Annotated in this window: 12 protein-coding genes; 9 read left to right on the forward strand and 3 right to left on the reverse strand. The window is 39.6% G+C overall.

Annotation, left to right across the window (positions count from 1 at the left end):
• Position 1 precedes the first annotated feature (1 nt).
• From liaF to LC040_18690, 3 genes are read left to right on the forward strand one after another with little or no spacing between them, the layout of a single operon-like run.
• Complete coding sequence (gene liaF / locus LC040_18680; protein ID WLR51162.1) at positions 2 to 730, forward strand: cell wall-active antibiotics response protein LiaF; 729 nt, start codon at positions 2 to 4, stop codon at positions 728 to 730.
• On the forward strand, positions 727 to 1,770 hold the full coding sequence (locus LC040_18685) for a sensor histidine kinase (GenBank protein WLR51163.1): 1,044 nt from the start codon (positions 727 to 729) through the stop codon (positions 1,768 to 1,770). Before liaF ends, LC040_18685 begins: the two co-directional genes overlap by 4 nt.
• The gene (locus tag LC040_18690) at positions 1,763 to 2,395 is read left to right on the forward strand and encodes a response regulator transcription factor (protein ID WLR51164.1); all 633 of its coding nucleotides are present in this window, start codon (positions 1,763 to 1,765) and stop codon (positions 2,393 to 2,395) included. The genes LC040_18685 and LC040_18690 overlap by 8 nt, the downstream gene beginning before the upstream one ends.
• 41 nt (positions 2,396 to 2,436) lie before the next feature.
• Here LC040_18690 and LC040_18695 read toward each other — a convergent pair whose 3' ends face one another.
• Positions 2,437 to 2,652: a hypothetical protein gene (locus LC040_18695; protein ID WLR51165.1), complete on the reverse strand. Its 216-nt coding sequence runs from the start codon at positions 2,650 to 2,652 to the stop codon at positions 2,437 to 2,439.
• A gap of 156 nt (positions 2,653 to 2,808) precedes the next feature.
• Between LC040_18695 and LC040_18700 the strand changes: the two genes are divergently transcribed.
• Both LC040_18700 and LC040_18705 read left to right on the forward strand, forming a co-directional pair.
• A complete protein-coding gene (locus LC040_18700) occupies positions 2,809 to 4,020 on the forward strand; it encodes an amidohydrolase (GenBank protein WLR51166.1) in 1,212 nt (403 codons plus the stop codon).
• A 12-nt stretch (positions 4,021 to 4,032) separates the two neighbouring features.
• Positions 4,033 to 5,628, forward strand: a complete 1,596-nt coding sequence (locus LC040_18705) for an ABC transporter substrate-binding protein (protein ID WLR51167.1) — start codon at positions 4,033 to 4,035, stop codon at positions 5,626 to 5,628.
• A gap of 19 nt (positions 5,629 to 5,647) precedes the next feature.
• Here LC040_18705 and LC040_18710 read toward each other — a convergent pair whose 3' ends face one another.
• Complete coding sequence (locus tag LC040_18710) at positions 5,648 to 5,836, reverse strand: hypothetical protein (protein ID WLR51168.1); 189 nt, start codon at positions 5,834 to 5,836, stop codon at positions 5,648 to 5,650.
• A gap of 162 nt (positions 5,837 to 5,998) precedes the next feature.
• On the reverse strand, positions 5,999 to 6,592 hold the full coding sequence (locus LC040_18715) for an acetate uptake transporter (GenBank protein ID WLR51169.1): 594 nt from the start codon (positions 6,590 to 6,592) through the stop codon (positions 5,999 to 6,001).
• Between the two features lie 601 nt (positions 6,593 to 7,193).
• Between LC040_18715 and LC040_18720 the strand changes: the two genes are divergently transcribed.
• The 4 genes from LC040_18720 (at position 7,194) to LC040_18735 (ending at position 12,740) form a co-directional block, all read left to right on the forward strand.
• Positions 7,194 to 8,288 (forward strand): fatty acid desaturase, encoded by a 1,095-nt coding sequence (locus LC040_18720; protein WLR51170.1) that lies wholly within the window; start codon positions 7,194 to 7,196, stop codon positions 8,286 to 8,288.
• Between the two features lie 126 nt (positions 8,289 to 8,414).
• A complete protein-coding gene (gene ablB / locus LC040_18725) occupies positions 8,415 to 9,260 on the forward strand; it encodes a putative beta-lysine N-acetyltransferase (GenBank protein ID WLR51171.1) in 846 nt (281 codons plus the stop codon).
• 144 nt (positions 9,261 to 9,404) lie between these two features.
• Entirely contained in the window at positions 9,405 to 10,754 is a 1,350-nt protein-coding gene (locus tag LC040_18730) for a carboxylate--amine ligase (protein ID WLR51172.1), read from the forward strand.
• Between the two features lie 15 nt (positions 10,755 to 10,769).
• Entirely contained in the window at positions 10,770 to 12,740 is a 1,971-nt protein-coding gene (locus LC040_18735; GenBank protein ID WLR51173.1) for a hypothetical protein, read from the forward strand.
• Positions 12,741 to 12,744 lie beyond the last annotated feature (4 nt).

The following is a 12,744-nucleotide window of genomic DNA, read 5'->3' on the forward strand; positions in this document are numbered from 1 at the left end:
GATGCTACGTCAGAAGAAAACAGATTATATGAGCGGCACGCTTCTTATTGGCATATTTATTTTGTTAGTTGAAGTGACATTTTTCAATCGTGGGCTTATCGTTTCGTTGCTTCTTTCGTTATTGCTTATTTATTTCGGACGTAAGAAATTACATCGTTTATTTGGAAAGGTTTTATTCTGGGTGGGAGTCATTAGCTTATTCTTTACGGTTATTAATATGATGACACTCAAGTTTTTACTACTTGCCATTATTCTTTATTTTATATTGAAATATTTTCAGTCAAAAAAAGAGCCTCATTATTTATCTCCAGATATTCGGGAATCTTCACGTGTTGAACCAGCAGTTATAAAGCGAAAACCGCTTTTCGAAAATAATTTGTTTGGGCAAAACAGAACGATGGAAGAAGTCTATGAATGGAACGATGTGAACATCCAAACAGGTGTAGGAGATACAGTTATTGACTTAAGCTATACAGTGTTGCCTAAAGGTGAAGCGGTGATTGCTATTCGGAATGTCGTTGGCAATGTACGTATTCTTGTCCCGTATGAAGTGGAATTAAGTGTTCATCATTCTGTAGTGGCAGGAGCGACGACTATATTAGAGCATGAAGAATCAAAGGTTTTCAACCAAACCATTTCCTTTCAGACAGCTGACTATGATGAAGCCACACAAAAATTAAAAATTATAACGTCAATGCTTGTTGGTGATCTTGAGGTGAACAGAGTATGAAGATCATTCAGCGACAAATTATGACAGGCATTGTTTTTTCAGTCCTTTTCTTTCTATTATTTATGATTGTATTCTTTATAGCCTTCCCAATTCCTGATTGGACATTATTATGGGAAAGGGAACTATTGGATGTACCGTTCGCCGTGCTTGCACTAAGCCTAAGTGGTGTTACAGGCATCGGGTTCGGGCTTGTTTCGGGAACTTATTGGCGTAAGCAACTAGAGCTGATTTCTTCAGCACTCCAGCAGTTAGAGCAAGGAAGAAATCTGTACACAGAAGAAATATCTCAATCACCGGACTTGAGTGATATTTGGAAACGAATGACGAAGATTCAACAACAAATGACAAAGCAGACAAAGCTTTCGCAAAAGCTTGCAAATGAAAAAGCGGAAGAGCAAGAGAGGCAGTTACAACAAGTTGTCTCACAAGAACGAAATCGGTTAGCCCGCGAGCTGCACGACTCTGTAAGTCAACAACTATTCGCAGCTTCAATGATGATGTCAGCCATCAATGAATCAGAACCCGTATCAGATGCACAAGGAAAGCAATTAAAAATGGTCGAGAATATGATTCACCAATCACAGCTTGAAATGCGTGCATTGCTTCTGCACCTACGGCCAGTGGCATTAAAGGGGAAATCCCTGCAAGAAGGAATACAAGAAATTCTAGTAGAGCTTTCACAAAAAGTCCCGCTTGATATCGAATGGAAAATAGAGCCGATCCCGCTCGATAAAGGAGTGGAGGACCATCTATTTCGAATCCTGCAAGAATCGGTTTCAAATACATTACGCCACGCCCAAGCAGCCAGTCTCAAGGTGCTTTTAATTGAGCGGGATGAGGTTATTATTATGAGAATTGTAGATGACGGTATTGGCTTTGATGTAGAAGAGGCAAAAGCAGGCTCATACGGCTTGCAAAATATGCAAGAACGCGCAATTGAAATTGGCGGCTCATTGAAAATCGTAAGCTTGAAGAATAAGGGAACTCGCTTAGAAGTAAAAGTCCCGATATTGTCACGAGAGGGGGATGAGAATGATTAAGGTATTGTTTGTCGATGATCATGAAATGGTACGGATTGGTGTCTCCTCTTATTTATCTGCTCAACCTGATATTGATGTTATTGGCGAAGCAGATGATGGCGCAAAAGCAGTACAGCTTGCTTTAGAGCTGCGGCCAGATATCATTTTGATGGATCTTGTGATGAAGGAAATGGATGGGATTGAGGCGACAGAGCAAATTATAAGTCAATGGCCTGAAGCAAAAATTATTATTGTGACAAGCTTCGTAGACGATGAGAAAGTCTATCCAGCGCTTGAGGCTGGAGCAACAAGTTATATGCTAAAAACATCAAAAGCAAGCGAAATTGCAAATGCAATCCGTGATACATATGAGGGACAATCTGTGCTCGAACCAGAAGTGACGGGGAAAATGATGATGAAAATGCGGAGCAAGAGAAATCAGCCGCTGCATGAACAGCTGACAAACAGAGAAATGGAAGTCCTGCTGCTCATGGCAGACGGCAAAGCAAACCAAGACATTGCAGATGAGCTGTTCATTTCATTGAAAACAGTGAAAGCACATGTAAGCAATATCTTAAGTAAGCTGGAAGTGCAAGATCGTACCCAGGCTGTCATCTATGCATTTAAGCACTCATTAGTTGAATAACTGCACAGAGAAAAAAAGGGCGTCCCACACGGTGAGCGCCCTTATTCATTATCTCGATATTTCTTTTCGCTTGAAGAGCTGTCTTTTGTTTTATCCTTTTCTTTTTCCTCTTTCATCTCCTGATTTAAGTCTTCTAATGGGATTGAATCTACGGTTTGTTCATCTTTAAAACGGTCATATTGGCTTTTCTTTTCAGAGGAATACTGTTCAGGGCGTTCCATGTCTTTTTGAGGTTTTCGTTCATTTTTATCTGCCATTATTTCACCCCTAACGTTTTTTTATGTTGTACCTTTTTCTGGCTATTGTTAAACGTTTTGATGGTTCAAAATAATAGGATGAAAATTTAGAATTTTACAACAATAATGGTTTATTATAGAATATAAGTTATTCACTATATAAAAGGGGGCTTCTGTTTGTTTAAAAAATTATTTGAAAATTATGAACAATTATATTCAGAGCTTGTTCAGTTTAGACGAGATTTACATATGTATCCTGAGGTTTCGCATGAAGAAGTGGAAACACCAAAGAAAATAGCCGCATACTTAAGGAAACTAGGACTGGAGGTAAGGGAAGGTGTCGGTGGAAATGGTGTCGTGGCGAGGCTACAAGGTGGAAAACCTGGCAAAACAATTGCACTCCGAGCAGACTTTGATGCTCTTCCAATCCAAGATGAAAAAGAAGTAGCTTACAAGTCAAGGGTTCCAGGTGTTATGCATGCTTGTGGTCATGATATACATACAGCCTCTTTATTAGGAGTGGCAAATGTATTAAGTCGTTACCGAGATGAAATTGAGGGAAATGTCGTGTTTATCCATCAATTTGCCGAAGAAGTTTCTCCAGGCGGCGCAGAAGCAATGATTGCTGATGGCTGTCTTGAAGGTGTAGATGAAATCTACGGAGCACATGTATGGTCAGAGGACCCAGTTGGACAAATCAGCTTTTGCGAAGGGTTTGCGATGGCAGCAGCCGATATCTTCGAGATAAATGTTTTTGGTCAAGGGGGACATGGCGCTCAGCCTCATAAAACAATTGACCCCATTACAGCATCATGTCAGCTCGTTTCAAATTTACAGCAAATTGCAAGTCGTAAGACCGATCCACTGAAAGCAGTGGTTGTGACAGTAGGGGCTTTTCAAAGTGGGAAGGCGTTAAACGTTATTCCAGATAAAGTGTATTTAGGCGGAACAGTACGTTCATTTGATGAAGAAGTGCGGGATGAAACAGAGGCACTTATCCGTAAAATGACCGCCTCCACATGTGATGTCTTCGGAGCGAAGGCAGAAGTTCACTACGTAAGAGGACATGCTGCTGTATATAATCATCCAACCGAAACGAAAAAAGTAAAAACTCTTGCTCAGCACCTTTTTGGTAAGGAGCATGTGATCGATAAAGAACCGATTATGGGAGCTGAGGACTTCGGGTATTATTTGCAGAAAGTCCCAGGAACGTTCTTCTTTGTAGGAGGTCGTAATCCAGAATTGAACGCAGTCTATTCTCATCATCATCCGAAGTTTGATGTAGATGAAAAAGCAATGATCAATATCGGCAAAACATTCTTGTCTATTATTTTTGAAAAGCAAATAAGAGAACAGAAAGAAGGGGCAGAACAACAAATTAAAAATTAGTGGGGTGACGGTATGAGAAAGGGTTATGTTGTTTTTACTATTTTACTATTATTACTTGGCTTAGTTGGTTGTGGGGCAAATGAATCGAGCGGGGATTCTGAGGAGAAAGTGAAAGATACGCTCGTGTTTGGCCGTGGCGGGGATTCTGTTTCCCTAGATCCGGCTGAAGTAACAGATGGTGAATCATTCAAAGTTACCGAAAATATCTATGATACCCTTGTTCAGTTTGGCGACATGGACACAGAGATTTACCCATCATTAGCAAAAGAATGGAACGTCTCGGATGACGGGTTAACGTATACATTTGACTTAAGAGAAAATGTTACGTTTCATGACGGAACAGCGTTCAACGCAGATGCTGTAGTGTATAACTTTGAGAGATGGATGAATCCAAATGAAAAACAAGAAGGGAATTTTGCTTTCTACCGCTCAATGTTTGGAGGATTTAAAGGAGACGAAGGCCATGTGATTCAGGAAGTGAAAGCAGTTGATGAGCATACTGTAGAAATTGTCCTCAAACGTCCACAAGCACCTTTCTTGAAGAATTTAACAATGGCATCCTTCTCCATTGCAAGTCCGCAGGCATTAAAGGAATATGGTGATGAATATGGGCAGAACCCTGTTGGAACAGGACCTTTCATCTTTAAAGAATGGAAAAGAAATGACCGGATTGTGTTAGAAAAAAATGAAGAATATTGGATGGAAGAGTATCCGAAGTTAAACCGAGTAATCTTTAAGGCGATTCCAGATAACTCTTCAAGGTTGAATGCGTTGAAAACGGGCGAGATTGATATGATGGATGGTGTTGAGCCAAGTAGTGTAGAAGAAATAGAAGAGAGTGAAGAGCTTCAAACGTTTATTCGACCATCAATGAATATCGGTTATTTAGGGTTGAATGTTACGCGGGGACCGTTAGAGAATAAGTACGTCCGCCAAGCATTGAACCATGCAGTTGATAAGAAAGCGATTATCGATGCCTTTTTCATGGGCCAAGCTGAGCCAGCTAAGAACCCTATTCCTCCGTCAGTGGAAGGGTATAACGACGAAATTGAAGCTTACCCTTACGACTTAGAAAAGGCAAAAGAGCTCTTGGCAAAGGGTGGTTATCCTGATGGCTTTGAAATGGACCTATGGGCAATGCCTGTATCGCGTCCATATATGCCAAATGGTCAAAAGGTTGCCGAAGCGATTCAAGCAAGCTTCAAAGAAATTGGTGTCACAACAAACATTCAGTCATATGAATGGGCAACCTATATTGAGAAAGTCATTGCTGGTGAGGCAGACGCATTCTTATTAGGTTGGACAGCACCTAATGGTGATGCAGATAACTTCCTTTATACATTGCTAGACAAAGAAAGTATCGGAAGCAGTAACTCTTCTCGTTATGCAAACGACCAGCTGCATGAGCTATTAGTCGAGGCACAATCTACAATTGGCCAAGAAAAGCGAAATCAGCTATACAAGCAGGCATTAGAAATTATTCATGAGGACGCTCCGTGGATTCCTCTCGTTCATTCCACGCCTGCACTGGCTGGCACAAATACGATTACTGGCTTCCACCCTCATCCAAATTCAAGTGTTGATTTAACAAAAGTAGAATTTGAATAGTTTACACGAAAAGGCTCCTCTATAGGGGTCTTTTTGTTTGTATTTCATTTGTATCAAACGTTTCGTACTGCTGATTTTGATGATATTCTACGCCTTTAGATAGTCCCAAAATAATCAAACTGTAAGCGAGAAACGGAACAATGATGGTAACCCATACTTTTGTTTTCTTCCGTTTTTGATAAGATGCGAATTCAATAACTTTCCCCATAAGATTCCTCCTGTAGCATTGTTCAAAAAAATGTCATTTTCTTACCGTATATGTTACAGAATTTTCAGATAAAATAAAAGGGAAAGTTGTAAAAATGTTATAATATTTTATGGTGGAAATAATAAAAAAACGTCTCTTCTTATATAGAAGAGACGCACCATCTTATGCACTTTTCTTCATTTGACTTAAATCCCCTACTGGTAAAATGTCTCGTCGATAAAGAGGGTTCAAAACACCTGCAGCAGAGCCATACCATGCACAGAAAGCTGTGATAAGACCAAAGTATCCGCCAAAAGTGCTTGGAATTAAACCGAATTCAGCTAAATCTAACAAGATAAATGTCACAAGTAAAAAAGAGAACGTAACGTTTAAGACGCGATTTAATCGGAAAGTTCCAATCCACATATATAAAGTGAAAATTGTCCAACCTACTAGGTATGTACCAACGGCCATCTTTCCATCAGCGCCAAAGTTTAGAATCCCATTCAACTCTAAATAAACCATTGCTGAAAGAGACATCCAAAATGCTCCATAAGATGAGAATGCAGTAGCTGCGAATGTATTTCCATTGCGGAACTCCCACATCCCTGCTAAAACTTGCACGCCACCGCCATAAAATAAACCAAGCGTTAGAAATAAATGTGATAGGGAAGGCGGTAAGATTTGTGCATTTGATAAACTTAGAATAAATGTTGTAAGTGCAAAGGCAGCCAAGCCTAATGGTCCAGGATCAGCAATTTTTACGTTGTTATTCATCGTTTTCACCTCTTTAATTTAGTTGAACGTAAAGGAACATAATTATTAACATTTTATTTTGAGCTCAAAAATAAAATTGTCATATAACAGCTGATCTGTATTATAACTGCACATATTAACAGATTCAATCTAATTTCCACCGAAAACCAAACATTGATAATATTCTAAAAATTTAATAAGATTTTATGCTGTAGAAAAAGTCATAGTTAATAAAGAAGTTTTCTAATTAAGCGACATAGTAATAAGGTGAAAATGTCCTGTTTGTTCAGAAGTGTGTGGCGTATTAGAATAAAAAATTCCAATAAAAGCATATTTGTGAACGTTTTCGTAAGAATATGAATTGCATTTGCAAATCAAATCATACAATGGTAGCATCAATTAAGACTAGGTAATATATTATAAGAAAATTTCGAAGAGCTTTACGTCCAGAAAAGGATAACTTTTGGATTTCCAGTTTGTGCAAAGACAATAAAAATTTCTTTCATTCTATTTACCAATAATATTGATGTATTGGGTGTGATGAAGGATCATTTTTATTAGCATATTACATGAAAAAGAATTTTCTTTTTTGGAGATAAGCTTTAAGTAAAGGGGTAATTAAATGGACAAACTTCATACGTTTGCATGGTACGCAGCACGCGTAGCTCCGCATCTGCCTAAAGAAGCTTTCAAACCTGTACCAACACGTTTGTTAGGCGGGCTTGTATTTTTGCTTATCGCAGTAGCCGGGATTGTTTCGATTGGGGTATTTGATTTTAATGTATGGATTAATCTTGGCATTGCTTTAGTATTAGGTTCAAGCTTTGCATCACTTGGATTTCTTGGTCATGAAATTTTACATGGAACAGTTGTTAGAAAAGCATGGCTTCGTGATTTCCTGGGTGGTATTGCCTTCTTGCCGTTGACGACAGGACCTCGCTTATGGAGAAAATGGCATAATATGGAGCACCATCAACATACACAAGATGAAGAAAAAGACCCTGATGCATGGTTAACTATCGAAGAGCTTGCTAAGCATCGCTTTTTGACTTGGATTTACCGTCTTCCGTTTGGTGTACGGGCTTTCGTAAGCTTTTTGTCTTTAACGTTCACGTTCACAATGCATTCTACAAATATGTTTAAGCAATATATTAAAGAATTTAAGCCTGAAAAGAAGCCTGCTGTTTGGGTTCAATTCCTTTTCCCTTGGGCAGTGTGGATTAGCCTATTGTTTGTACTAGGATTTGAAAAGTGGCTGTACGCGTATTTGTTGCCTGTGTTAATCGGAAACTTTATTGTAATGGCTTATATTTCAACAAACCATCGTTTGAATCCGTTAGTTCCAGTTAATGATCCATTAGCAAACTGCTTAACAGTAACAGTTCCGAAATGGGTAGATGTCATTCACTTTAACTTCTCATACCATACAGAGCATCACTTGTTCCCAGGTATGAGCCCGAAATATTATCCAATGGTGAAAGACCATATTAAAAGAATGTGGCCTGAGCGTTATCACGAAATGTCGTTGACAAGAGCGCTTATTGCACTTTGGAAAACACCAAGGATTTATTACAAACAAAATGAATTAGTTGACCCTCATCAACTACATCTATACGGTTCATTAGGACATGGGCTTGATCCAATGAATATCAAGTTCCGTAAGTTAAAAATTAAAAAGAAAAACGCAGATTCTAAATTAAAGAATGCAGCGGATTAATTTGACGAACACATTAACCAATAAACGGTTAATGTGTTTTTTTATTCTCTTTTTGCATACTTTCCATTCTGTATTAATAAAGTTAATAATGCGTATAGAAAAAGTTTGGGGAGCGAGGAATGCGGTATGCAAACATTGAAGCTGGTTTCTAATTTCACAGAGTTGCAGAAGACAATAAGTATAGAACCAGTTAATCGAAGAATTAAAATTTATCAACTTCCGCAAGCAGAAGAGCTCAACGAATTTATGTATTATATAAGAGAGCTAGGCTTTCAAAAGGAATGCGATAAGCTTATTTTTTATGTCAAGAAGCCGGAATTAGCTTATCTGGATAGTCGATTTGCGTATGAAGGTTGTATTAAAGGCTTTTTTAATGGGGTAGACGCGCATATCTATTCTCTTTTTTTAGACCCGGATAGAAATGATGTTGTAGAAACAGAGAAAGAGCGTTTTGTAATGGAGTTAGTTCGTGAGACAAAGGAATGGAATGAAGATACCCCTTTGCCAAAAGGCTACCGAATGCGCTGGGCAAATGAGTATGATTGTGAGCAGATGGCTGAGTTGTATGATCGGGTCTTTGCATCTTATCCAACCCCGATGAATGACCCTGACTTTATCTTAACTATGATGAATAGCCAAGTGTATTTCTCTGTTATTGAACGAGACGGACAAATTGTAAGTGCATGTTCATCAGATATTATGCCAGACTTCAATGCTGCTGAGTTAACAGACTGTGCGACATTGAAAGAGCATCGCGATAAGGGGTTGCTGTCCTATCAAGTGTTTGAGCTAGAGCGCCGGATGAAAAGAATGAAAATACACACCATGTTTTCGTATTCTCGTTCTGTTTCTGCAGGAATGAACTTAGTCAACGCAAGGCATGGATATGTGTATGGAGGCCGGATGATCAGCAACAGCAATATATCAGGAAGCTTAGAGAACATGAACATTTGGTACAAAAACTTAATATAAGAGGGGAAGGCAAAGCGTAAAATGCTTTGTCTTTTTTTATTGTTCCTGTGAAAGAACTTTAACTTATCACTTATAATTTGGGCCCGAAATGGGGATTATTTGTAGTGTGATTTTAAAACATTGGTAGAAGGGTGACAGAGAAATATGCCATTAGAGAGAAGCATACAAGCAGAACAAGGATTTAAGACAAGTGACCAATCAGCTAGAAAAAAATTATTAAGCAAACAAACTGGACCCCTCCGTTTAACTCCTGAGAAGCCGAAGCAAGGAAAGAAGATTGCGTTGGTCGGTTGGAGTGTGGCTTCGATAGAGGCGATGGAGAAGTTGGGCCGCCCTTTTATTGTAGTAAGTCTTCCTGGATTCAAAGAACATGCTGAGCTACATAGCATCCCCTTTTACGGCTGGGATTTTGGTGAAAACCTTGACTACGAAGAGGTTTATGAACGTTCAGAAGAGCTTCATCGTATTTTAGCTGATTTAGATGTTGATCATGCTATTCCGATCTATGAAGAAACGGTTGAATGGGCAGGTGCTCTAAATTCACGCTTTAGAGATGATGCACGGATCTTTGATCATTCAACTCTATTCCGAGATAAAGCAATGATGAAACGGAGAGCACTGCTTGGTGGGCTTAGAGTCGGTATCTTTGAAGAAGCAAATAATAAAGATGATGTTCGGCAATTTTTCAACCGAGTGAATCATGTGCTGTTAAGAATGCGTGGAGATAGTCATGATCCGATTCATGTGAAAGCTCATAATAAAGCAGGAGCAGCTGGTCATCGCATGATTCTGTCAGAAAGAGATATTGATGAGAAAATCAAAGATGATAGCTTTCCTCTATTAATGGAGAGTCATCTGCATGGGCTTGAAATTTCCTGTGAAGCATTTATTCATGAAGGGAAGATACGCTTTCTCAACATTACGGAATACGTTGTTTTTGGGTATTCGATGATGGTGCCGCCGACTGAAGCGGTAGAAAAAGTGCGCCCGTTAGTGCGTCAAGAGATTGAGAAGCTCGTTGATGCATTTGATATTCAGTACGGACTGATTCACCCTGAATTCTTTATTTCAGACGATAATACCATTTATTTTGGTGAAGTTGCTTACCGTATTCCTGGTGGTCATATCTTCGACCTTATGCAAAAAACATACGACTTCAATCCTTATGAAGCACATATTCTGTGCTGTGACCCGAACACAACAGAAGAGGAACTGAAGGATTTCTTCCCTGGCGAAGATCAGAAAAACGGACATGCCGGAAGCTTCTTAGTATATCCGAAAGTAAGTTATGCGAGTGGAATTAATATCCCAAAAGAGCTTGAAGAACATCCAAGCTTTGATAAGCACACATTATTCCAGCCTTCTGGTGGGAAGATGCAAGTCGACTCAGAAGGATATGGGAATCACTTAGGGACAATTTTCTTCCATGGAGAAGATGCAGAAGAGGTAAAACGATTGCTAACGGATTATGTGGACCATGATTTTTATATTTAAATGGGGGCCAGAGAAATGCCTTTAGAAAAAGAAGTATCAAAAACAGAAACGTTTGAGAAAGCCTTTGAGACAATGGAATCCGCATTTTCTTATGCAAAGAATATGTACCAATCAGATGTCCTGCAGGCTGCTTCTCGTGTAATGGATGAAAAAGATGGTATGAAATTTTTATACAAATTTGCAGATCGCCTTGACGCGGCAGGTGTTTTTGAAGGCGGGCCTTGGAACGAACCAGCAAAGCTTCAGCCACGTCTTGTGAAAGGGTCTCTGCAAGCAGGCGGAATGACACCAATTGTTGAGGTGTTAAGTGAATTACGGATGGTTTCTCTAGCAAAAGGCAACCATACCTCTGAAAAAATTTCAAAAGAGCAAGCGAAGAAATTTCTTAATGAAGTGATGGCATTGAATGTCGATACACTCTTTCCGGAAGAAACAGAGGCTGAGCGCATTGAAGGGAATGTGAAAGAAAAAGAACGGGCAGTTCGTTTATTTCGTTTCCTTGCTGAAGAGCTTTCGCTCGTTTCCATTGCTGGGACTTTAATCAAAGAAATTGACGACCTTGTCGCACAGCGTCCGATTATGGTGAACCGGATTGTAAAGATGATTAAGCATGCAGGACACTTATTAGATTGTGACCTGAAAGAAAAGGATCGCAAAGCAATTAAGTTTTATGTAAATGCTGTGAATGGACCGACAGAGAGATGCAAACGTCTTTCATATAATGACTACCGTAAAGAGCTTAAGAAAATGGATGAAAAAGAGCTGCGAGAGGAAGCAAAAACACTTGCAAAATATATGAGGGAGACAGGGCTTGTCTCTTCCCATCATGTTGTGTTAGTTCGCTATCTGAATCGAAACGCGAAAGAGCTTCTCTCGTGTGCACTTGGCTTAGACAATAAAGGGAAAGCAAACCTAGAATCCCACTTTCCGATTGTCAGCGACTTAATTAAAGTTGCAATCCATCCACCAATGCGTCAGTCTCTATATGGACTCTCGAGGCTGTTAGAACGTGGTGTGCTTTCTGCTACGCCTGTCATTCCTGGTTTAAAACGATTGATTGAGCTTGATTTAAGCCCAGATGTAAGGAAAATTCTCTTGAATTCGATTAATGGAAATGAAGGAATTACAGCAAATAGTATTCTAACAGCTGGAGTTATTAGCGTATTAGGACAACCGCTCGGCGTTGGACAAGGCATGAACCCAACATGTCAAACAGCACGCGGCATTAGTCTTTGGTCACTTCATGCTCCAGGCTATTTGCTTGAGCTGATTCCTAGAGCGGCGCGGGATGGAGACATCGACATTATGTTCGAAGGTCAAGCGATTCATTCGAAAGACTTAACGGACGGCTTAGTTGAGAATCTGCATGAAGAGCTAGATGCTGTTTCACTTGTGTTAGTTCCTCATTTAGACCGACTCTATGCTGAATTAGTGCGGCGTGTGAATTTCCGCGGGGAAGATGTCCATAAGTGGGTGAACCCTGCGTTCTACGGAAATTGGATTCAGAAAGGCTTTTGCGGTGTTATTGATCCGTTAACAGGTTCAATCGCTGATTTCCGTGGTTTTGTCCGTCTATTCTATGCAACACATCATCCAGAATATAATGATGGTCATGAACTGATTTATCCGAACCCAGTCGGAATCTTTATTACAAATTCCTTCGGTGAGCTATTAGGATTACATGCGGTATCAATTCAACGTATAGCGAAAGATACAGAAGGAGAATATCGCATTTATTTCTATAACCCAAATAATGATAGTGCCCAAGATTGGGGACAAGGTATCAAGCCGGTCGTCTTTGGTCATGGTGAAGTGCCGGGTGAATCCTCGTTACCAATTCATGAATTTGTTGCACGGCTCTATGCTTTCCACTACAACCCTTATGAGCAAGGCGATTCATATGCAGTAGAGAATGACATTGTTGATAAGGTTGAAAAGTTGGCCAGAGATAGCTGGGGTCAAAAATATACGTGGGTTACGCTATAAGAAA

Origin of the sequence: Bacillus tianshenii (assembly GCA_020524525.2) — a bacterium.
Taxonomy (GTDB): domain Bacteria; phylum Bacillota; class Bacilli; order Bacillales; family Bacillaceae_N; genus Bacillus_AV.

What these genes read in the sequence shown, in the direction of transcription:
- LC040_18730 (WLR51172.1), top strand. Translation starts at nt 9,405, where the DNA reads ATGCCATTAGAGAGAAGCATACAAGCAGAACAAGGATTTAAGACAAGT.
- LC040_18685 (WLR51163.1), top strand. Translation starts at nt 727, where the DNA reads ATGAAGATCATTCAGCGACAAATTATGACAGGCATTGTTTTTTCAGTC.
- ablB (WLR51171.1), top strand. Translation starts at nt 8,415, where the DNA reads ATGCAAACATTGAAGCTGGTTTCTAATTTCACAGAGTTGCAGAAGACA.
- LC040_18690 (WLR51164.1), top strand. Translation starts at nt 1,763, where the DNA reads ATGATTAAGGTATTGTTTGTCGATGATCATGAAATGGTACGGATTGGT.
- LC040_18735 (WLR51173.1), top strand. Translation starts at nt 10,770, where the DNA reads ATGCCTTTAGAAAAAGAAGTATCAAAAACAGAAACGTTTGAGAAAGCC.
- liaF (WLR51162.1), top strand. Translation starts at nt 2, where the DNA reads ATGCTACGTCAGAAGAAAACAGATTATATGAGCGGCACGCTTCTTATT.
- LC040_18705 (WLR51167.1), top strand. Translation starts at nt 4,033, where the DNA reads ATGAGAAAGGGTTATGTTGTTTTTACTATTTTACTATTATTACTTGGC.
- LC040_18710 (WLR51168.1), bottom strand. Translation starts at nt 5,836, where the DNA reads ATGGGGAAAGTTATTGAATTCGCATCTTATCAAAAACGGAAGAAAACA.
- LC040_18715 (WLR51169.1), bottom strand. Translation starts at nt 6,592, where the DNA reads ATGAATAACAACGTAAAAATTGCTGATCCTGGACCATTAGGCTTGGCT.
- LC040_18695 (WLR51165.1), bottom strand. Translation starts at nt 2,652, where the DNA reads ATGGCAGATAAAAATGAACGAAAACCTCAAAAAGACATGGAACGCCCT.
- LC040_18720 (WLR51170.1), top strand. Translation starts at nt 7,194, where the DNA reads ATGGACAAACTTCATACGTTTGCATGGTACGCAGCACGCGTAGCTCCG.